The organism is Priestia sp. YIM B13489, assembly GCF_042787645.1.
GTDB classification, from domain to species: domain Bacteria; phylum Bacillota; class Bacilli; order Bacillales; family Bacillaceae_H; genus Priestia; species Priestia megaterium.
This window is the reverse complement of record NZ_JBHZOQ010000053.1, coordinates 4,462,183-4,482,987: the sequence shown is the minus strand read 5'-3', so window position 1 is coordinate 4,482,987 and position 20,805 is coordinate 4,462,183. Positions and strand designations below refer to the sequence as shown.

The window sequence follows — 20,805 nt, the reverse complement described above, 5'->3', positions numbered from 1 at the left end:
TGATCTACACTTATAGTAAAAGAAATGTATCCCCTCTAAAAGAGCCAGATTTGAAAAATAAAATAGGGACAGATGAAAGGAGCTAGCGTGAAGTTCACACCTTTATTAAACCGCAAAGATGATATGCCTTTGTATCACCAGCTATATGAATATATAAAAAAAGAAATTGTATCCAGCAGGGTAGAAGTGAATGACAAACTGCCTTCTATCCGGTCTTTTGCTGATTACTTAAACGTAAGTCGAAATACTGTAGATATGGCCTATCAGCAGCTTTTAGCTGAAGGGTATGTAGAAAGCAGGCCCAAAAGTGGACTGTACGTAACGAATACACAGTTTGATTTACTGCAAACAGATAGAAAGCCGACTGTATTTTTACATCCTCACTCAGAAACAAAGTCGTATACCTATGATTTTCGGTATGGAAAAGTTGATAACCGTTTGTTTCCCTTGGATGAGTGGAAAAAACGATACAATGAAAGTCTTCAAACTTATAGAGAATCTCTGTTTACTTACCAAGAAAGTCAAGGAGAAGAATCACTGCGAGAAGAAATTGCGACGTACCTTTATCAATCAAGAGGAGTGGTTTGTTCAAAACATCAAATTATTATTGGAGCAGGTACGCAGCAATCACTCAGTTTACTAGCGCAGATGCTAAAACCAAGCATCTGGGACATTGCCTTTGAAAACCCTTGTTATGACGGGGCTAGCTTTGTATTTAAGCAGCATGGATTTTCCTTAAAACCCGTGTCGCTTAATAACAAAGGGATAAACATCCAAGAGCTTTATGATAGCCTAGCACGAGCTGTTTATGTCACACCATCTCATCAGTTTCCATACGGAATGATCATGCCTGTTTCAAGAAGAATAGAGCTTCTTAAATGGGCGAATGACCGCAACGGGTTTATTATTGAAGATGATTATGACGGAGAATTTCGTTATAAAGGCTCTCCCATCCCTTCATTGCAAAGCTTAGACACTGAGGGGCGCGTCATTTATACAGGTACATTTTCAAAATCTTTTATGCCTTCTTTAAGAATCAGCTACCTTGTATTACCTGAAGTTCTTCTAAAGGAATATCATGAACGCTTCTCTTTATACGAGCAAGCTGTTCCAACTCTCCATCAGCGGACGCTCGGGCTGATGATGAAAAATGGAGAGTGGAGTAAGCATTTAAGAAGAGTAAGAACTGCTTATCAACTGAAACACAGTACTCTTTTAGCAGCTTTACAGAAGGAGTTTAACAAAAACATCACGTTGTCAGGAGAATCTGCAGGTTTGCATATACTTATACGCGTGCACAACGATATGAACGAACAGCAATTAATTAACGCAGCTCGAAAGCAAGATGTCTCTGTCTACGGTACCTCTCGTTATTGGCTTACGGAAGTACCTAAACAAAAGCCTCATGTTTTGTTAGGCTTCGGAAGTTTGGGGAGAGAAGAAATAGAAGAAGGAATAAAACGATTAAAAAAAGCTTGGTTATAAATCCATGCTCGTTTTTTCGGTTTCTTGACAAAAGTTGCCTAGTCCTTTAGACTTTTTTGCATATATTTTAAATTATCTGAAAGGAGGATAGGGTAATCGAAGCTAACTGCTAGTGGACAACCCTAGATTAAACAATGAATCCTATCCAACAAATTTTACATACATTTCCTGTGATTGTACTAGATGGTGCAATGGCAACTGAACTGGAGAGATATGGCTGTGATCTAAACGACAGCTTATGGTCTGCTAAAGTGCTGATGGAGCAGCCAGAATTGATTAAGAGAGTGCATCAAGATTACTTTTCAGCAGGAGCTGACTGTGCGATTACAGCAAGTTATCAAAGCACATTTGAAGGTTTTTCTAAACGTGGTTTGAGTGAAGCAGAGGCTCGCGAGTTAATTCAAGCATCTGTAAAAATTGCGGCTGAAGCAAGAGATGAATTTTGGCAGCAAGAAGAGAATCGTCTTAATCGCCCAAAACCAATTGTCGCCGCTTCGGTAGGGCCTTACGGAGCATTTTTAGCAAACGGATCGGAATATACTGGACAGTATGACGTAACAGAAGAAGAGTTAATGGAATTTCATCGTCCTCGTATGAAAGCATTAATTGAAGCAGGAGCAGACGTATTAGCTTGTGAAACTATTCCTAATGTAATGGAAGCAAGAGCCATTGCGAGGCTGCTAGAAGAGTTTGAAGGAGCGTACGCATGGATTACGTTCAGCGCAAAAGATGACCTGCACATTAGCAGCGGAACATTAATCTCGGAGTGTGCACGCTATCTGGATTCCTATGAGCAAGTAGCGGCTCTTGGAGTTAACTGTACGCCGCCTCAATATATTTCTTCACTTATTAAAGAAATTAAATCTCAAACGGATAAGCCAGTCATTGTGTATCCAAATTCAGGGGAGCATTATGATGCTGAATCTAAAACATGGAACGGGATATCTGCAGGCGAAACGTATGGCTCCAGCGCTCACAGCTGGTATGAAGCAGGTGCTCAGTTAATCGGAGGGTGCTGTCGTACAACTCCAGATGATATCAAAGGCATTACAAAATGGGCTAGAAAATAACGGATTAAAAGAAAGAGAATGTGAGAAAAGTTGTTTCGCTAACGTTAAACACGAACGATCTATCAAAAATAGATCGTTCGTGTTTTTTATGGTCATGGTGAACGTAGGTTTCGTGTGGGCAGGTCCTTCTAGCTGTTACACGGAAATCAACAAAGGTGTCATAAGCAGTTCAGCTCATTTATCCCCATTTTCTGTCTTTAGATTAGATTCATTTTATTATGTCCCAATCTTTTTTTTTTGTAAAATAAAAGAATACAAGTTGAAAAATCTTTATTTGAACGAAAGAAGGGATGATGAAAGTGAAAGATATTAAAAATATTTATTGTGTAGGGCGGAACTACGCACTGCATGCAAAAGAATTACATAATGATATTCCAACATCACCTTTTTTATTTTCCAAACCTACTCACGCTCTCGTTGAAGCAGCTGGACAATCAATCACTCTTCCTAGCGACCAAGGAGAGGTGCACTTTGAAACTGAACTGATTCTTCATATTGGACAATCTTACAAAGAGGGCATAACAGTAGATGAACTTGTTGACGAGATGACGATTGGATTAGACTTGACCCTTCGAGACGTGCAGAGCGAATTAAAACAAAAAAAGCACCCTTGGCTGCTTGCAAAAGGGTTCAAACGTTCAGCGGTCGTGGGAAACTTTATTCCATTTGAAGGAGTAGAAGCATCTAAGAAGAAAGACTTTTCGTTAGTGAAAAACAATGAACGCGTGCAGCTGGGGAATATTAAAGATTTGATTTTTGACTTACAAACGATTATTGATTTTACAGGAAAACATTTTGGTCTTGATAAAGGAGATCTTATTTTTACAGGGACACCTGAGGGAGTAGGTCCGCTTACTCATCATGATGAGCTTTCACTTAAATGGGGACAGCAAGAGCTTGGTTCTTGCATCATTTCCTTTCGTTAACAAAAAGAAGCTGAAACAAAAGTAGTTTAGTTGAAGGAAGATCCGAACGATGAATTGAGATTCTTGATAGAGAATCCAACTCGTTCGGATCTTTTATTGTGATGGTGAACGTAGATTGTATATATTTGCTTCTAGCTGTTGATTAGAGGGTAAGGCGAAGACTCCGGGAGGAAAGTGGAGTGGCTGAGACCCCGCAGAAGGGTAAGTGAAGTTTTGCACGAAAATCAACAGCGGTGTACCACGCAGTCCAAATCATTTATCCTATTTGTTCGTATTTAGTTTGGCTTGCTTTCGTTATGCCTCAATCTCTTTTTCTGCGAAGTCTTAATTTTTTAGCCTTCAGAATGAATTTAATATCCAATGGGAAAGCTGTTTCTATCTCCTATAGAAAACGAGGTCCTCAGCATGGTGCTCTTAATCCTTACAACGGTGATTTCTATTTTGAGTGTACTAGTTATGCCAAAACGTATCAGCTGGATAGAAATGTACACAACTTCTTTGTTTGTTATGTTTTTAGGATCGGTAGCAGATATATATCTTGATGTTAAATATGATCTTTATGGATTCTTCACAAAAGGAGTAGATTTTGAATATCTTTTAATTTTTATTTTTGTTTATCCTGCAACGAATAGTGTATTTTTAAATTTTTATCCACAGAGCAAGAGTTTGGCTAAAAAAGCTTTATATATTACAGTGTGGGTAATTCTTACAACCCTGTTTGAATATATTTCTGCCCAAACAGAAGTGTTTTATTATAACGAATGGAAGACGCTATACTCGTTTTTTTGCTATCCTTTTCTTTATATAGCAATGGTTTTAAATTTAAAAATGATACGGAGGCTTCAGATTATCGATAAACAAAAATAGAAATAAAAAAAAGTAATGATAAATCATAAAAAAATGATATTTTATTAATGGCTACATATGTAATATAGTAAAAATAGAAAATAAACGAAGCAGCATATAAGCAGGGTTAAAAAACATCAAAACGGGAATCTTGACATTAACTTCATGTTTTTAACCATGTATTGTGAATGAATATACTTATTGCTAAATAATATGTTGTAGAAGGAATTTAGCAAAGGAGGCAAGAAGATGTTTAAGCGTAGTGAAAAAATCCAAATTCATGGCGTAACGTTTCATGGAGTCATGAGTGCGAAGCAAAAAGCCGCCCTGCAGGAAATTGCTAATGTAACAGACGAAAAAGACTGGGATGGGCTAAAAGGTGTGTATTGCTTAGGCAGTGTAAAAGTGCAAGGGAAAGATGTGCTAGGCGTGTACTATGGCCAATTTAATGATAACCTTCCAAAAGATAAGCGCAAACTTCAGTTTGAAATTGACTATATTAAATATACAGTAACGGAATGTCCTATTGTCTTTATCGATACAACAAAAAATAAAAAGCCTCATCAATTTGCTTTTATCATTCTGCATGAATTAGGCCATCATGTGGATCGTATGACAAATGGAACGCTTTTAAAAGAAGGAAATAGAACGCAAGAAATGTTTGCTAATACGTATGCTTTAGAGAAATATTCAAAAATAGAAAAGTTCCAAACAAAGAAGTTGAAAAACATTCCATTTTTAGAGGAGTCTCTTACTCAATGGAATAAAACTCCTCATTCTGGAGCTTATTCTCTTAGAGTTCAAATTGAATAATTCACGAGAATAGTTCCTCTCTCTCCGTTTTTTATTTTCCTATCTTTTTTCCTCTTCCTTTCTTTTATTCTTCCAATGAACAAAAAGGATTTAATTACCCATAAAGTTTTAAAAGTTTTTATAGTACGAATTATTTACACTATACCCTCCTGTAAATTATGATTATTTTAAGAAAAAACAGAAAATTTTAAAGTTTTAAGGTACAACTTAATAGTGAACAAGCGATGTTGTAATCGTATAGACGAACTGGCATACATATGCGAGTCATACATACAAACGAATCGCTTCCACTGTTATGAAAGCGGATTCAAAAATAGGAGGGGTAATAATGTTAGCTATTCTTGGGTTTTTGATGGTTTGTACATTTATGTTTCTAATTATGACAAAACGATTAACGCCGCTTATTGCTTTAATGGTTATTCCAGTATTGTTTGCAATCATAGGGGGATTCACAAGTGATATTGGAGAAATGGCTTTAAATGGTGTAAAAGAATTAGCACCTACAGGCGTTATGTTAATGTTTGCTATTTTATATTTTGGGATTATGATTGATGCTGGTTTGTTTGATCCAGTTGTAGGAAGAATTTTAAAAATCGTAAAAGGTGATCCACTAAAAATCACAATTGGTACAGCTATTTTAGTTCTTATTATCTCATTAGACGGAGACGGAACAACAACATATATGATTACGCTCTCAGCGATGCTTCCGCTTTATAAAAAGCTAAACATGAAGCCTATGATTTTAGCCTGTATCGCTATTATGGGTAGTGGAGTTATGAACTTAACGCCTTGGGGCGGACCTACTGCTCGTGTGATGAGCGCATTGAAGTTAGATGCTTCACAGGTGTTCACACCACTGATTCCAGCCATGATTGGTGGAGCTGTTTGGTTATTATTTACGGCTTACTATTTCGGGAAAAAAGAGCGCCAGCGCTTAGGTGTTATTGATATTCAAGACGTTACAAATGCTCAAGTAGCTTTTGCAGAAGCAGCCGCTGCTGAAGGAATCGAGTACAAGCGTCCGAAGCTTTTATGGGTAAACTTTGCTTTAACAGCTCTCTTATTAGTAGGACTTATCACAGCAGTTATGCCGCTTCAAGTTCTGTTTATGATTGGATTTGCAATCGCTATCATGATTAACTATCCAAATTTAGAAGTTCAAAAAGAGCGTATCACAGCACATGCCGGTAATGTACTTGCTGTTGTATCTCTTGTATTCGCAGCAGGCGTATTCACAGGCATTTTATCAGGTACAAAAATGGTAGATGCAATGGGTAATAGTTTAGTAGGATTAATTCCAGATGCGTTAGGGCCTTACATGTCTGTGATTACAGCCATCACAAGTATGCCATTTACGTTCTTTATGTCAAATGATGCTTACTACTATGGAATTTTACCAATTATTGCTCAAGCAGCTTCAGCATACGGTATTGATGCTGCAGAAATTGGCCGTGCTTCATTGATTGGTCAACCTGTTCACTTACTAAGTCCTTTAGTTGCTTCTACGTATCTATTGGTCGGTATGGCAAAAGTCGAGCTTGGTGAATTCCAGCGCTTTACTTTAAAGTGGACGATTGGAACAGCGATGGTGATGCTTTTAGTAGCTATTATTACAGGAGTTATTACGCTGTAAAGATCATGAACCTAAAAACTTATCAATTCCGCTTTTGGGATTGATAAGTTTTTTTGTCTAAAAAGCTTTTGGAATAAGGAGCGGATATACAAAAAATTTTGATAAAATAAAAGAGGAATAGAACTATAAGGTAAAGGCTAAAGGTGCGATGAAATGAAAAAATGGTTTCAAGTATCGCTGCAAACAAAAATCGTAGGTTTATCCGCAGCATTAATCATAACTGTTATTGTTCTTTTAGCGAGTATTTTCTCTTACATGCAGTTTGTAGAATCTAAAAGGCAAGCCGAGCAGCTGGCTCTTCAAGCAGCCAAATCAATATCATTTATGCCGGAAGTCAAAGCTGCTTTTCAAAAAAAACAGCCGAGTCGCTACATTCAGCCGCTTGCCGAGCAAGTGAGGGAACAAATCGGAGCAGCAAGTATTGTAGTTCAAAACCGTGAGCAAATCATCTATTCTCATGCTAATCAAAAATGGATAGGAAAGAAAGACAAAGAGGCGGTTAACGATAGAGCACTATTATTCGGCGGATATTATACGCTTGACGGAGAGGGAACCACAGGTCCTGCAATTATGGGGAAAGCGCCTATTGTCATCAGTCACGGAAAGTATACGGAGGTCGTGGGAGTAGTGACGGTTGAGTTTTTAAAGTCTCATGTTCATGCTCAGCTCATTACGCGCATTCAGCAAATTATCCTATTTTCACTAGCTGTTTTATTGCTTGGTATGATCGGGGGTATTTTTTTAGCTAAAAGTATTAAAAAAGATACTCTCGGTCTTGAGCCCCATGAAATCGCTTCTTTATACCGTGAACGAAATGCGATTTTACTTTCGATAAAAGAAGGAATTATTGCTATTGATCATCAAGGCTTTATTACGATGATGAATACATCAGCTAAAAATATGCTAGGACTGCAGACGGAATATTTACATCATCATATCATTGAAGTGTTTCCTTATACGAATATGATTGAAGTGCTAGATACGGGAATAGCCCGAAGCGACCAAGAGATTTTTCTGAATGAAAAAACGTTTATCTTAAACTTAACACCTATTATTGAACATCAGCGAATTGTAGGAGTGGTCGCTAGTTTTCGTGATAAGACAGAATTAAAAAGTTTAATCAATACGATTTCAGAAGTACGAAAGTATTCAGAGGATTTACGAGCTCAAACGCATGAGTTTACGAATAAGCTGTATGTGTTGTCGGGTTTGCTGCAGTTAGGGCAGTACAAAGATGCATTTGAGTTTATTCAAAAAGAATCAGCCGTACACCAAACACAAAACCGTATTCTATTTGATCAGATACTAGATTCTAAAGTCCAAGCAATATTGCTTGGGAAGATTGGAAAAGCATCTGAAAAGAAAATTCACTTTTCGGTTGATTCGGAGAGTACACTCGATACGCTCCCAGAACATATTGAAATTTCTCATCTCATTATCATTATTGGGAATTTAATTGATAATGCATTTGAAGCGGTGAGTCAGCAGCCTGAAAAAGAAGTGTCGTTTTTTATTACCGATATTGGTCATGATTTAATTATTGAAGTGATGGATAACGGACCTGGTATATCAGAAGAAGTACTAAATCAAATTTTCACAAAAGGTTTTTCAACCAAAGGTACAGACAGAGGATACGGACTGGCAAATATAAAGAAAATGGTAGATGAGCTTGGAGGATCTATTGAAGTGTATAATCAGCCAAAAGGAGGAGCCATTTTTTCAGTTTACCTTCCAAAAAACTGAATCATGAGAAGTAAGGGGAGAGTTGAAATGTTAAGAGTCGCAATTGCAGAAGACGATTTTCGAATTGCTCAAGTTCAAGAGCGATTTTTATTAGAAGTAGATGGTGTGGAAGTTGTAGGTAAAGCGTTGAATGCAAAAGAGACGCTTGAAATGCTAAAGGAGAAGAAAGTTGATTTACTTCTTTTAGACATCTATATGCCAGATGAAATGGGAACAGATTTACTGCCAAAAATCAGAGCGCAGTTTCCACACGTTGACGTTATCGTGGTAACGGCTGCCACCGAAAAAAACATTGTAGAAATCTGTTTGAGAAACGGCGTCGTTAATTATTTGATTAAGCCGGTTATGATGGAATCCTTCATTAATGCTATTAAACAGTATCAAGAGAAAAAGGAACTGTTTAGTACGCATGAAGAAGTTGATCAATCATTTATTGATGCGTACTTTGGACATGTCAGAACAAAGCCAAAAGCGGATAAATCTCTTCCTTCAGGTATTGATGGTATCACATTACAAAAGTCAAAAGATATTTTAAAAAGCATCAAAGGAATTACGATCGAAGAGATGGGGCAACACATGGGAGTATCTAGAACGACAGCTAGACGATATTTAGAGTATCTAGTATCAACTGGTGAATGTCACGTTGAATATGATTATGGGATTATTGGACGGCCGGAGCGCAAGTACTATTTAGCGTAGCATTAGCCTTGAAGGATGGTATATATGATCAAAAAGCTCATGATAGTGTTTATAAGTGTATTGCTTGTTAGCTGTTCTTCTCCCTCTAAAAAAGACCATATTGATATGGGGGAAATTGAAATTGTGGCAGCCGGTGCAAAAGGCGGAGGAGCAGATGCAACAGTAAGAGCCATTCAACAGGTGCTAACGGAAAAGAAGATTGTGAAGGTACCCGTTTCTGTTAGTAATAAAATAGGTGGGCAAGGTGAAGAAGGATGGAAATATATTAAACAGAGAAAAGAAGGGAATATTGTTTCCGGAAATTCCAGCTTACTGATTACAAATAATTTGCTAGGGCAAAGTCAATTAACCTATAAAGACTTTACTCCGCTCGCTATTTTAACATCTGAATGGGAGGTCATCGTAGTCCCGGCTAACTCTCCTATATATAATTTAAAACAGCTCATACGCACGTTAAATCAAAGTGAATCCAGCATGAAAGTGGGAATATCACCTCGCTTAGGAAATGACGATCATTTATCGTTCATGCAGCTAAATAAAAAAGCAGGCGTAGACTCTTCCAAGCTTGAGTTTTTCGTTTACAACAGCAGTCATAAAGTGATCGATGCGCTCGTTCATCATCAGCTAGATGTAGCACCTATGTCATTATCAGAAGTAAAAAAGCAGTATGAACAAGGGCAGGTAAGAATACTCGCCGTTTCTTCTCCCAGCAGGCTAGAAGAGTTAAAAGAGATCCCAACGTGGAAAGAAGCGGGAATTGACGTAACATTTAGCCATTGGAGAGGTCTAATGGGACCGCCTAATATGACCAAAGAGCAGGTAGCATATTGGAATAAGACAGTGTATGAAATGGTTCATACAAAAGAATGGGAACAGCTGCTTAAAGATAACGATTTAACCTCTTTTTATAAAAATAGCAGCGGTGCTAAAGTCTTTCTTGAACAGCAAAGCAAGCTGTATTCTGACTTAATGGGCGGAACAAATGATGAATAAATACAATAGAAAGAGGTTGGGATAAAAGGATTTTAGACGGAGTGAAAAACGAACCATTGATCAAGGTTTTTGATTCGTGGTTCATTTTTTTGTTTTGGTGAGGATAGTTTCATCTGTTTTGTTCCTTCTAGCAGTTGATTGGAGGGCAAGACGAAGACTCCTGCGGGAGAAGCGGAACAGGTGAGACCCCACAGGAGAGTTAGCGACGAGGAGGCTCACACCGGCCTCCCGCGGAAAGAGAAGTCTTGCACGGAAATCAACTGCAGGGTCAAAAGCAGTTCAGCTCATACATCCCATTTGTTCGTCTTTAGATTAAATTCATTTCGGTATGTCTCAACCTCTTTCTATCAGCGTACATCTTTTAAATCCAAGTTTTGAATGAACTCAATAAAAGCTTTTACGATGTTAATCTTTAATGAATCCTCATGATAAAACATCCATGTACTGCGCGTTAAAGGCTGCTGGTCTTTTGTTTTTAACGTGTATCTGTAAATCTCTGCTGCGTCATCAAGCAGCATACTCGGCAAAATCGCATAACCGAGTCCGTTTACAACCATCTTTTTGCATGTTTCTGCTTTATCCACTTCAATACTGACAAGGGGAGGCTGAGAGTAATTTTCAGCCCACCAGTTATCAACAGATGTTTTTAAAAAACGATCTTGGTGATAATCAATTCGAGGTATATTGGGAAGGTTGTTTATATCAACAGGCTGTGCAGACGCAATGCAAATCGTTTCTTTAAAAAGCAGCTCTTTCTGATCCTGCCAGTTATAATCACCTTTTACAAACGCAATATGAACATCGTGCTTATAAAGTAAGTGGGCCATGTCACTGCTCCATCCGGTGGTGACTTTGAATTCAACGTCAGGAAATCGCTCTTTAAATAGCCGTAATAGTCCAGGGAGCTTGTAGTCAGTGAAAAAGTTAGACACTCCTAGACGTAAAGTACCGGTTAATTGATCATCCATGTTTAACACATTTTCTTTTATTTTTTGAAGCGTGAGCAGCATTTCTTCTGCACACTTCACTAAATATTCCCCCTGTGGTGTAAATTGAACGCCGCGGCGTCCTCTGTTCACAATCTGAACATGAAATTCCTTCTCCATCTGCTGCAGTCTATGCGTAAGCGCAGGCTGAGAGATAAACAGCTCCTTGGCTGCTTTTGTAATGTTTTTTTCTCGATACAACACTTGTAGAATAAGCCAATCTCGATCGTCCATACTATCCCTCCAGGAATAAAAAAAATGAATGGTTTATAATAAAATTTCGATATTTTAATTATCTCTAAAATTATACTATAGTTAAGAAGAGGAATGTTCGGTGTAAGAAAGAAAAGCCTTGTAGAAGGAAGGAAGTAGATATGAACGCAAGAATTATTTTTTTACAATCTATATTTTTTATTTTATTAACAAGCATAGGAGGATTTCTTTTATCGTTAACAGGTTTATCCATTGGCTGGATGCTTGGGACCCTCATTTTAGCTGCTATTCTAGCTTTCCGAAAGCCGCGTTTTTTATCTCAAACAAGCAAAAAAGGTATTCCAAAATATTGGCTGTACGCAGGACAGTGTATTTTAGGGATTGAATTAGGTCAGAAGATTAACTTGTCTGTATTAACTACGTTTCAATCTCACTGGTCCACCATTACGATCATGCTTTTGCTGTCCGTTGTTTTTTCTCTTTTATCCGGTTATTTGCTATGGAAGTTCAGTTCCACAGACTTATTAACAAGCTTTTTCGGCACGACTCCTGGAGGAATGAGCGCAATGCCAGGCATGGCTGAAGAGGTAGGGGCCAATACGGCAATTGTAAGCATTATTCAAACAATGCGCGTGTTTTTAGTTGTGCTTGCTGTTCCTTTATTTGTGGTCTATTGGGGAAGTAATACAGGTCGGCATGCAGTGTCAGCTACTCCAAGTATTTTTGGGTGGGAATCACTGCTATGGACAGGCGTTTTAATCGTTACAGCAGTAGTAGGCTATTATATAGGAAAAAAACTAAAATTTCCTGCTCCTTGGTTAGTAGGGGGAATGCTTACTGTTGCGATTGTTCAAACAGCTGCTTCATCGTACGCGGGATATAATCTTCAAGCATACTGGCCTCATTCTGTTATGATTTTATCGCAAATTTTTATCGCGTCAAGTATTGGTTCTCGCTTTCATAAAGAAATGTTTATTGGCGTGAGAAAAATTATAGTTGTTGCGCTTATTAATACAATCGGTTTGATCGCTGCTATGTTTGTTTGTGCACTAGCAGTCTCCAAAATAACTGGAATCGGGCTTATTACGTCTATTTTAGCGTTTGCTCCTGGAGGCATTGCAGAAATGGCAACAACATCAATTGTACTGCAAGCCGATTCGACGTTGGTAGTAGCGGTCCAAGTGCTTCGAATTTTAACCATTTGGCTGCTTCTTCCTCCGCTGTTTCGCATGTTTCATCAATGGGGAGAAAGAAAAAGAATACATTCACACGTTTCATAATAAATATGTGAATGCACTAGGCAAAGTAATAGAGAGTTTTAAAGAGAAAAATGGGGGGAGAATAGATGAGTAATAAAGAAATGGTGGTCAGTCAGTTCGGGGGGAATGCTGGAAAGTACGTCAAAAGTAAAGGTCATGCGAAAGGCAAAGATTTAGCTATTTTAGCGGAAATTGCTGAAGAAAATAGAGGAGGAAAGCTGCTTGATGTAGCAACAGGAGGAGGACACGTGGCAAATAAGCTAGCACCTGTTTTTCAAGAAGTAACGGCTTTTGACTTAACTCCTCAAATGCTGCAAAGTGCTGAAGGCTTCATTAAAGAAAATGGTTATGAAAATGTATCGTTTGTTCAAGGAGATGCTGAAGATATGCCATTTCAAGATGACGAGTTTGATACGGTAACGTGCAGAATTGCACCGCACCATTTTCCTAATATTAAACAGTTCATCAAAGAGGTGTACCGAGTGTTAAAGCCAGGCGGACAGTTCTTGCTCATTGATAATGTAGCACCGGAAGTGAATGCTTATGACGAGTTTTATAATCGAGTTGAAAAGACAAGAGATCCAAGCCATTATCGTGCCTATAAAAAAACAGAGTGGCTTTCTATGCTTGAAATGCAAGGATTCCGTACAGAAGTGCTGACAACTTTTCCAAAGCGCTTTTTATTTGATGACTGGTGCGGGATGATGAATGTTTCGGAAGAGACAAAGCGTGAGCTTACTCAATATATGCTGAATATACCAAGCGGATTTAAGCAATTTTTCGACATCAAAACAAATCAACAAAGAATTGAATCGTTTCAAGGAGAAGCAATCTTTGTAGCGTGTTACAAAAATAAATAAAAAGAGGCCAACTCATCGGAGTTGGCTTCTTTTTTTACTTATGCTCGTTGGTTTGAACGATTTCCAAAATATTGCGTAATACGATCTAAAATAATCGCTAAAATAACGATTGAAATTCCAGCTTCAAAGCCCGTGCCGACTTCAAGTCGAGAAACTGCACGATATACTTCCGCACCAAGTCCCGGAGCACCTACAAGAGAGGCAATAACAACCATTGAAAGAGATAGCATGATGCTTTGGTTAATTCCGGCCATGATTGTTTTTGTGGCTAATGGAAGCTGTACTTTAAATAATTTTTGTTTTGTTGTTGAACCGTAGGCATTTGCTGCTTCTACTAGGTCAGCGGGTACTTCGCGAATACCTAGGTTCGTTAAACGAATCGTCGGAGGCATTGCAAAGATAACAGATGAGATAACACCTGGTACCACACCGATTCCAAAAAAGAAAAGTGCTGGAATCAAATAAACAAATGCGGGCATTGTTTGCATAAAGTCTAAGATTGGCGTAATAATTCGAGCCGTCTTTTCGCTTTGAGATGCCCAAATGCCAAGCGGAATTCCTACTATAATCGAAATCAGTACGCTTGTTAAAACGAGAGCTAGTGTGTCCATGGTTTCTTGCCAGTAGCCAAGATTAAGAATAAATAACAGGCCAATCATCGATAAAATAGTAAATGACCATTTTTTACTTGAAAACCAAGCAATGATTCCGACAATTAAGATTAAAATTAATGCGGGTGGAAAGGTTAGCACTAGTACAATAAAACTTACAATACCATCGACAATAGCTGAAATAACATCAAAAAACCCTTTGATATTATCATTTAAAAACGTGACAAAATGGTCAATCCAATTGCCAACAGGAATTTTAGGAATACTATTCATTTACGTTCACCTCATTACTATCAGTACCGGCGAGTGCTTCAATCACTCGTTCTTTTTTAATGATGCCGCGCAGACGATGGTTTTCATCTACAACCGGTAGTGGAAAGCGGCTGATAACCATTTTGTCGTACAGGTTTTCTAGTAGCGTATCTGTTGTAACAGTTGGAATATCCGTATCTAATACGTCTGCTGTCAGTTTATTTTGTTTAATGGCACGGCTAATATCATCTGCAGTTACAACTCCTAAAAGAGTTTTTTTCTTGTCTACGACGTAGATGCTTGAATAACCAGCTTCTTGCATAATTTTAAGAGCCACGCGCGGACCTCGGTCTACGGTAATAGATTCGGCACGGTTCATCACGCTTTCAGCTGTGTATACTTTAGCTACATTAACGTCTTCCACAAAGCGCTCAACATAATCATTGGCAGGGTTTGTCATAATTTCTTCAGGTGTTCCTACCTGAACAACACTGCCGTCTTTCATTAAAACGATGCGATCTCCGATTCGAAGAGCTTCATCAAGATCATGGGTAATAAAAATGATTGTACGTTCCATTTTTTCTTGAAGCTCCAGTAAGAAATCTTGCATGTCTTTACGAATAAGCGGATCTAGTGCACTGAATGCTTCATCCATTAATAAAATATCAGGGTCATTGGCAAGTGCTCGGGCCAGTCCGACACGCTGCTGCATACCGCCGCTCAGTTCACCAGGGTATTGATTTTCGTACCCTTTCAAACCTACTAATTCAAGCGCTTCTTTTGCTTTCTTTTCACGTTCGTCTTTTGGTGTACCTTGAACTTCTAGTCCGTATTCTGTGTTATCAAGAACCGTACGGTGAGGGAATAGGGCAAAGTTTTGAAAAACCATGCTCATTTTTTTTCGGCGCATGTCGCGGAGTTCATCTTTGTTCATTTTTACTACATCGTCACCGTCTAAAATAAGGGATCCAGATGTTGGTTCAACAAGGCGATTAAACATACGAACTAAAGTGGATTTACCACTTCCAGACAGGCCCATAATAACGAAGATTTCACCGGATTTGATTTCGAAGTTTGCTTGATTAACCCCTATTGTCATTCCTGTTTCTTCTAGAATTTCTTTTTTTGTTTTTCCTTTTTGAAGTAAATCAATCGCTTTTGACGGATTCTTACCAAACACTTTGGTTATATTTTGTACTTTTAATTTTACGTGTTCCATATGTCCACCTCAATTGTTGTTTTCTTTTACGTCCATTAATCTTTTGTCCAACTGTCAACTAGCTTTTTATGCTTTTTTACCCATTCTTGCGCTGCTTCTTCAGGATTCGAAGATTTTTCAACTTGTGATAGAAGAGGACTGATTAATTTATCATTCATCTGTGCATTATTCATCCATTTTATGACTTGAGGATTTGTCTTTTTAAATTCCTTGCTTGTCATTGTGTAAATGTTGTCAGGGTCTCCAAACGAATTTTTAGGATCTTTTAAGTATTTGATATCAAAGTCTGCAAAAGCCCAGTGAGGATTCCACATAGTAACAACAATTGGTTTTTTGGCATCATAGGCTTTGCGCAGTTCACTGAGCATAGCTGCCTCAGACGATTTTACAAGCGTATAGCTTTTAAGGTCATAATCCTTTAACGCCTGTTCGGCTAATCCATTAATACTGGAGCCTGGGTCAATTCCAATTACTTTGTTATCGACATCAGAAGCAACCTTAGCAAGGTCTTCCGTTGTGTTCACATCTTTCATATAGGAGGGAACTGCGAATCCTAAGCGCGCGTTTTTTAGCCAAGGGTCTTCGATGTTCACTTGATCTTTATACTTTTTGTAAAAAGGCGCATCTGTTGTAGGCAGCCATGGTGCAAACGAAATATCAATGTCGTCATTGGCCGTTCCTACCCAAACACCGGCTTTCTCTAAGAAAACAGTTCTAACCTTGTAGCCTCGATCTTCTAAAATCTGTTTCCATACGTACGTGTAGGCGATGTTTTCAGTATAGTTATTCATGCCGATGGTAATGGTTTTTTTATCTTTAAATGCGCCATTACCGTTGCCGCAAGCCGAAGTAATAACTAGAAGAAAACAAATCATGCTGATTAACAATAGTTTCTTCATGCAATGTAACTCCTTTATAAAGTTTTAAATCAATCTGACTGATATGTAGAACGAGTGCTAAACACAACGAAGTGTATACCCGGTTTTTTTAGGTGGTAAACATAGAAAATATAAAATGTGAAATAGAGTGGGTGATTTTTTGGCGTTATAAAGTTATTTTTAGCTAAAAATGTACATCGTAGTTAAGAGAAATTATGGGAAATAAATGGATAAAATAAGTGACTGTAGAATCAGTTTTACATGTTACCACTCTTTTTTTTACTCCGTCAACTTCGAGTGAAGAGTAATTAAGCGATAAAGCTTTATAAATAAACGCAGAAAAGTATCTTTCTACTAAAGATACTTTTTCAGAAAAATAGTTGCTTAAAGAGCGTTGTATCAGCTTTTACTTTGGATGGTGAAAGGAAGAGAAATAACAGTGAGACATATAAAAAGAACGAGGGTAAAATGATAAAATAAAAAAATATTTTGAAGGCGGCATGCGACCAATTTTTTAATTAAATTTAAAGATTCAGAAAATTTTATCTTGCATAATTTGTGTTGCTTATAGTAAAATGAATGAAAGTCATTCATTTTATAGGTGGAGGGAAAGAGTTGGTTACAAGCACAAGTGAAAAATACGATAAAATCTTACAGGCAGCGATTGAAGTTATATCTGAAAAGGGGCTTGATAAAACGTCAATTTCAGACATTGTAAAGCGTGCAGGCGTAGCTCAAGGAACTTTTTATCTTTATTTCAGATCCAAAAATGCCCTTGTTCCTGCGATTGCAGAAAACTTACTTTCTTTGTCGCTTGAAAAAATTAAAGAAAGAGCTAAAACAGCAACGAATTTTTTAAGTACATTAGAGGTAATGATTGACGAAACGTATAAAACAACTGATGAATATAGAGATGTTCTTGTTTTATGCTATTCGGGGCTCGCTTTTGACTATTCATTAGAAACATGGGAAGCTATTTACTTACCTTATTACAACTGGTTTGAAGAGGTATTAAACGAGGCTGTTAGAAAGGAAGAAGTCATTAAGCAGCTTAACGTTAAATGGACAGCTAAAACGATGATCAATTTGATTGAAAATGCTGCGGAACTTTTTTATATCGGGCGAGAGCAAGATGTCACACTTGAGCAATCAAAGGAAGAACTTTTTCAATTCTTAAAGCGTTCTCTTGTGCCATCCGTGTAATATTAGCGCTGCTGATATTACACCTATCAAAATGACTGACATTCATTCAAACTATATAATTAATTATCAGAATTATAAGTTTTTAAAAGTTTAAAATGACTGACAATCAGTCGTTATTTAATAAGGAGGTATCTTATGGATCGTACAGCCGTTAAAACGTTAACTTTAAATATGTACATAAACGGAGAGTGGAAAAAAGCAGAGAAGCAACGTCCTACTGTTAACCCAGCGACAGGTGAAGTAATTGGATATGCTGCAGAAGGCAGCGCAGAAGATATGAAAGCAGCAATTGAAGCTGCACGGGAAGCCTTTGACAGCGGAAGTTGGTCTGAGACTTCTGCGTCTGAAAGAGCAGCTATCTTATTTAAAATTGCCGATAAGCTTGAAGAAGCGAAAGAGGAATTAGCAGCGCTAGAAACAATGGATAACGGAAAGCCATATCGCGAGGCTGAGGCTGATGTGGAAGATGCAGCTGCTTGTTTTAGATATTACGCTGGATTAATTACAAAGCCAGACGGTCAAACGTACAGTGTTCCTGCACCTATGCAAGCAATGGTTATAAAAGAACCAATTGGGGTGTGCGGACTGATTGTACCTTGGAATTATCCGCTGTTGATGAGCGTGTGGAAAATTGCACCTGCTTTAGCTGCAGGAAATACGATTGTATTTAAACCTTCTGAAGTGACACCGGTTACTCCTACAAAACTTTTTGAGATTTTAGAAAGCGTAGGATTGCCAAAAGGAGTAGCAAACCTTGTTATGGGAGCTGGAGATACTGTAGGAAATACGCTTATTCAAGATAAGCGTGTTGATAAGATTTCCTTTACGGGCGGAACGGTAACTGGAAAACACATCATGCGTCAAGCAGCGGAGAATGTAACGAAAGTCTCTTTAGAACTTGGAGGAAAGTCACCGAACATTATATTTGCTGACGCTGATTTTGAAACAGCTGTAGATTATGCCTTATTTGGAATTTTTGCAGGGAGCGGCCAAATTTGCGCTGCAGGTTCTCGTATTTTAGTAGAAGAAAGCATCGCTGAGAAATTTATTGAACGTTTTGCAGAGCGTGCTCAAAAAATTAAAGTAGGAAATGGAATGAATCAAGAGATTGAAATGGGCCCTCTTGTAAGTGAAGAACATATGAAAAAAGTATTAAAGTACATCGAAATTGGAAAGCAAGAAGGCGCCCGCCTTGTATGCGGAGGCAATCGAATCACCAGCAGTGGATTGGAAAAAGGATTCTTTGTAGAACCTACGGTTTTTAGTAACGTTACGTCAAATATGAAAATTGTGCAAGATGAAATCTTTGGACCCGTTGTTGTTATTCAAACGTTTAAAGACGAAAAAGAAGCTATTAAACTTGCAAATGATACGGAATATGGTTTGGCAGGCAGTGTGTTTACAAACAACGGCGCAAAAGCTCTTCGGGTGATTAAAAAGCTGCGTGCGGGCATCACTTGGGTAAACACATATCATTTTACATTTAACGAAGCGCCTTGGGGCGGATATAAGCAGAGCGGAATTGGTCGAGGGCTGGGCACGTTTGGATTGGAAGAATTTCAAGAAGTAAAACAAATTAATATTAATTTACAAGTAGAGCCAATCGGCTGGTTTAAAAATTAAAAAGTAGAGAAGGAGCGATATTAAAATGAATACAGTGACGAAAAATCAAGAGGTAAACAAAGCATATGGTGAAGTAAACGAATATATCAACAAAGTGCTGGGACTTATTGAAAAAAGCGAAGTTTCAGCTGAAGAAGCACAGTGGATTACGAAAGAAACAGTAGACGGATTTCGTGAGCATGTTAACCCAGGCTTTTTAGAATATCGCAAAACAGTAACGGTGGATACGCAGTTTGCAGCTGTGGAATGGTCAGATGAAGGCTCTTGTTTTACGGATGTAAACGGTAAAAAATACATTGATTGTTTGGGCGGATTTGGAATTTATAACGTGGGGCACCGCCATCCTAAAGTAGTCAAAGCTGTTCAAGATCAGCTTCAGCGTCAAGCGCTCCATAGCCAAGACTTATTAGATCCACTTCGTGCGATGCTTGCGAAAATTTTAGCAGATATTACACCGGGTGATTTGAAGTATTCCTTTTTCACAAACAGCGGAACAGAAAGTGTAGAAGCCGCTTTAAAATTAGCGAAAATGTATAGTGATCGAACAACGTTTATTTCCACAACACGTTCTTTTCACGGAAAAAGTCTAGGTTCTTTATCAGGTACGGCAAAAGGAATGTTCCGTAAACCATTTCTGCCGTTAATTCCAGGTTTCCGTCACGTGCCGTTTGGTGATATTGACATGATGCGTAAAACATTTGAAACGTGCGCGCTTGTAGGGGAAGATGTGGCAGCTGTTTTATTAGAACCAATTCAAGGAGAAGGCGGCATTATTCTTCCTCCTGAAAATTATTTAAAAGAAGTGCGTGCACTATGTGATGAGTACGACGCTATCTTAATTTTTGATGAAGTTCAAACAGGTATGGGACGTACCGGTGAAATGTTTGCATCAGAACTATACGATGTTGTACCCGATATTTTATGTCTTGCTAAAGCGTTTGGAGGAGGAGTTATGCCTGCTGGCGCGGTTGTAGCAAAAGAAAAAGTGTTTTCAAGCTTCTTTGATAATCCGTTTATGCACACAACAACGTTTGGAGGCAACCCGCTTGCCTGCGCAGCCGCTATTGCAACCATTAACGTGTTGATTGAAGAACAGCTGCCAAACCGTGCAAAAGAGCTGGGAGAATATTTCCTTGCTGGTTTAAAGAAAGCAGCTGAAAAACATGGAGATAAAGTACTTGAAATCAGAGGGCAAGGTTTAATGATTGGAATTGAGTTTCACCAAGATGAAATTGGCTACGCGCTTTCTAAAGGTATGTTTGATGAAGGGATTCTAGTAGCCGGCACGCTTGTAAACTCTAAAACAATTCGTATTGAGCCACCGTTGACTATTTCAGCGGAAGAAGTAGATCAAGTCATTTCTATATTTGAAAAAGTATTAAATGAGCTGAACCACCAATAAATGTAACAAGGAGCAATGAATATGAGTCGGCAAAGGTTTCTTATTCCCGTATTGCTTTCAATGATTTTAGTAGTGGAAATGCCTAGCGACT

18 protein-coding genes and 1 pseudogene are annotated in these 20,805 nt (G+C 38.2%); 15 read left to right on the top strand and 4 right to left on the bottom strand.

Translation table 11 applies throughout. The features are described 5' to 3' along the window. Nucleotides 1–87: 87 nt before the first annotated feature. From pdxR to ACFX4W_RS28875, 10 genes and pseudogenes are all read left to right on the top strand, one after another. On the top strand, nt 88–1,485 hold the full coding sequence (gene pdxR / locus ACFX4W_RS28920; RefSeq protein ID WP_043980272.1) for a MocR-like pyridoxine biosynthesis transcription factor PdxR: 1,398 nt from the start codon (nt 88–90) through the stop codon (nt 1,483–1,485). Nucleotides 1,486–1,619: 134 nt separating this feature from the next. Then, complete coding sequence (gene mmuM / locus ACFX4W_RS28915; RefSeq protein ID WP_043980270.1) at nt 1,620–2,555, top strand: homocysteine S-methyltransferase; 936 nt, start codon at nt 1,620–1,622, stop codon at nt 2,553–2,555. Between the two features lie 293 nt (nt 2,556–2,848). Then, nucleotides 2,849–3,481 carry a fumarylacetoacetate hydrolase family protein gene (locus ACFX4W_RS28910; protein WP_013081877.1) on the top strand — a complete coding sequence of 211 codons (633 nt, stop codon included), beginning with the start codon at nt 2,849–2,851 and terminating at the stop codon, nt 3,479–3,481. 456 nt (nt 3,482–3,937) lie between these two features. Further along, nucleotides 3,938–4,348 (top strand): CBO0543 family protein, encoded by a 411-nt coding sequence (locus tag ACFX4W_RS28905; protein WP_157842262.1) that lies wholly within the window; start codon nt 3,938–3,940, stop codon nt 4,346–4,348. 228 nt (nt 4,349–4,576) lie between these two features. After that, nucleotides 4,577–5,140: an ImmA/IrrE family metallo-endopeptidase gene (locus ACFX4W_RS28900; protein WP_043980266.1), complete on the top strand. Its 564-nt coding sequence runs from the start codon at nt 4,577–4,579 to the stop codon at nt 5,138–5,140. A gap of 328 nt (nt 5,141–5,468) precedes the next feature. After that, nucleotides 5,469–6,773: a CitMHS family transporter gene (locus ACFX4W_RS28895; protein ID WP_043980264.1), complete on the top strand. Its 1,305-nt coding sequence runs from the start codon at nt 5,469–5,471 to the stop codon at nt 6,771–6,773. A gap of 153 nt (nt 6,774–6,926) precedes the next feature. Then, the gene (locus ACFX4W_RS28890) at nt 6,927–8,516 is read left to right on the top strand and encodes an ATP-binding protein (protein ID WP_043980261.1); all 1,590 of its coding nucleotides are present in this window, start codon (nt 6,927–6,929) and stop codon (nt 8,514–8,516) included. A 27-nt stretch (nt 8,517–8,543) separates the two neighbouring features. After that, nucleotides 8,544–9,215 (top strand): response regulator, encoded by a 672-nt coding sequence (locus tag ACFX4W_RS28885; protein ID WP_013081881.1) that lies wholly within the window; start codon nt 8,544–8,546, stop codon nt 9,213–9,215. 24 nt (nt 9,216–9,239) lie between these two features. Next, on the top strand, nt 9,240–10,208 hold the full coding sequence (locus ACFX4W_RS28880; protein ID WP_043980258.1) for a tripartite tricarboxylate transporter substrate binding protein: 969 nt from the start codon (nt 9,240–9,242) through the stop codon (nt 10,206–10,208). Between the two features lie 134 nt (nt 10,209–10,342). After that, nucleotides 10,343–10,524 (top strand): annotated as a pseudogene (locus ACFX4W_RS28875) (hypothetical protein). Between the two features lie 31 nt (nt 10,525–10,555). Here the strand turns inward: ACFX4W_RS28875 and ACFX4W_RS28870 are convergent. After that, nucleotides 10,556–11,428 (bottom strand): LysR family transcriptional regulator, encoded by an 873-nt coding sequence (locus ACFX4W_RS28870; protein WP_043980256.1) that lies wholly within the window; start codon nt 11,426–11,428, stop codon nt 10,556–10,558. Nucleotides 11,429–11,568: 140 nt separating this feature from the next. On the opposite strand from ACFX4W_RS28870, the gene ACFX4W_RS28865 reads away from it, so the two are divergent. Together ACFX4W_RS28865 and ACFX4W_RS28860 are read left to right on the top strand one after the other, a co-directional pair. Further along, nucleotides 11,569–12,687, top strand: coding sequence for an AbrB family transcriptional regulator (locus ACFX4W_RS28865; RefSeq protein WP_043980254.1), 1,119 nt, complete (start codon nt 11,569–11,571; stop codon nt 12,685–12,687). Between the two features lie 65 nt (nt 12,688–12,752). Continuing rightward, complete coding sequence (locus ACFX4W_RS28860) at nt 12,753–13,526, top strand: class I SAM-dependent methyltransferase (protein ID WP_043980252.1); 774 nt, start codon at nt 12,753–12,755, stop codon at nt 13,524–13,526. A gap of 38 nt (nt 13,527–13,564) precedes the next feature. Here ACFX4W_RS28860 and ACFX4W_RS28855 read toward each other — a convergent pair whose 3' ends face one another. The 3 genes from ACFX4W_RS28855 to ACFX4W_RS28845 are packed head-to-tail and all read right to left on the bottom strand — an operon-like array spanning nt 13,565 to nt 16,507. After that, on the bottom strand, nt 13,565–14,410 hold the full coding sequence (locus tag ACFX4W_RS28855) for an ABC transporter permease (RefSeq protein WP_013081885.1): 846 nt from the start codon (nt 14,408–14,410) through the stop codon (nt 13,565–13,567). Beyond that, nucleotides 14,403–15,608, bottom strand: coding sequence for a quaternary amine ABC transporter ATP-binding protein (locus tag ACFX4W_RS28850; RefSeq protein ID WP_043980250.1), 1,206 nt, complete (start codon nt 15,606–15,608; stop codon nt 14,403–14,405). Before ACFX4W_RS28850 ends, ACFX4W_RS28855 begins: the two co-directional genes overlap by 8 nt. Nucleotides 15,609–15,643: 35 nt before the next feature. Next, nucleotides 15,644–16,507, bottom strand: coding sequence for a glycine betaine ABC transporter substrate-binding protein (locus ACFX4W_RS28845; protein WP_043980248.1), 864 nt, complete (start codon nt 16,505–16,507; stop codon nt 15,644–15,646). Nucleotides 16,508–17,101: 594 nt separating this feature from the next. Here ACFX4W_RS28845 and ACFX4W_RS28840 point away from each other — a divergent pair. From ACFX4W_RS28840 to ACFX4W_RS28830, 3 genes are all read left to right on the top strand, one after another. Then, complete coding sequence (locus tag ACFX4W_RS28840; RefSeq protein ID WP_080781636.1) at nt 17,102–17,689, top strand: TetR/AcrR family transcriptional regulator; 588 nt, start codon at nt 17,102–17,104, stop codon at nt 17,687–17,689. A 135-nt stretch (nt 17,690–17,824) separates the two neighbouring features. Next, the gene (locus ACFX4W_RS28835; protein ID WP_043980243.1) at nt 17,825–19,312 is read left to right on the top strand and encodes an aldehyde dehydrogenase family protein; all 1,488 of its coding nucleotides are present in this window, start codon (nt 17,825–17,827) and stop codon (nt 19,310–19,312) included. A gap of 25 nt (nt 19,313–19,337) precedes the next feature. After that, complete coding sequence (locus tag ACFX4W_RS28830; protein ID WP_043980240.1) at nt 19,338–20,714, top strand: putrescine aminotransferase; 1,377 nt, start codon at nt 19,338–19,340, stop codon at nt 20,712–20,714. The last annotated feature ends 91 nt before the right edge of the window (nt 20,715–20,805 follow it).

Coding starts and splice junctions, on each gene's coding strand:
- mmuM (WP_043980270.1), top strand. CDS start 1,620: ATGAATCCTATCCAACAAATTTTACATACATTTCCTGTGATTGTACTA.
- ACFX4W_RS28910 (WP_013081877.1), top strand. CDS start 2,849: ATGAAAGTGAAAGATATTAAAAATATTTATTGTGTAGGGCGGAACTAC.
- ACFX4W_RS28905 (WP_157842262.1), top strand. CDS start 3,938: ATGCCAAAACGTATCAGCTGGATAGAAATGTACACAACTTCTTTGTTT.
- ACFX4W_RS28900 (WP_043980266.1), top strand. CDS start 4,577: ATGTTTAAGCGTAGTGAAAAAATCCAAATTCATGGCGTAACGTTTCAT.
- ACFX4W_RS28895 (WP_043980264.1), top strand. CDS start 5,469: ATGTTAGCTATTCTTGGGTTTTTGATGGTTTGTACATTTATGTTTCTA.
- ACFX4W_RS28890 (WP_043980261.1), top strand. CDS start 6,927: ATGAAAAAATGGTTTCAAGTATCGCTGCAAACAAAAATCGTAGGTTTA.
- ACFX4W_RS28885 (WP_013081881.1), top strand. CDS start 8,544: ATGTTAAGAGTCGCAATTGCAGAAGACGATTTTCGAATTGCTCAAGTT.
- ACFX4W_RS28880 (WP_043980258.1), top strand. CDS start 9,240: ATGATCAAAAAGCTCATGATAGTGTTTATAAGTGTATTGCTTGTTAGC.
- ACFX4W_RS28870 (WP_043980256.1), bottom strand. CDS start 11,428: ATGGACGATCGAGATTGGCTTATTCTACAAGTGTTGTATCGAGAAAAA.
- ACFX4W_RS28865 (WP_043980254.1), top strand. CDS start 11,569: ATGAACGCAAGAATTATTTTTTTACAATCTATATTTTTTATTTTATTA.
- ACFX4W_RS28860 (WP_043980252.1), top strand. CDS start 12,753: ATGAGTAATAAAGAAATGGTGGTCAGTCAGTTCGGGGGGAATGCTGGA.
- ACFX4W_RS28855 (WP_013081885.1), bottom strand. CDS start 14,410: ATGAATAGTATTCCTAAAATTCCTGTTGGCAATTGGATTGACCATTTT.
- ACFX4W_RS28850 (WP_043980250.1), bottom strand. CDS start 15,608: ATGGAACACGTAAAATTAAAAGTACAAAATATAACCAAAGTGTTTGGT.
- ACFX4W_RS28845 (WP_043980248.1), bottom strand. CDS start 16,507: ATGAAGAAACTATTGTTAATCAGCATGATTTGTTTTCTTCTAGTTATT.
- ACFX4W_RS28835 (WP_043980243.1), top strand. CDS start 17,825: ATGGATCGTACAGCCGTTAAAACGTTAACTTTAAATATGTACATAAAC.
- ACFX4W_RS28830 (WP_043980240.1), top strand. CDS start 19,338: ATGAATACAGTGACGAAAAATCAAGAGGTAAACAAAGCATATGGTGAA.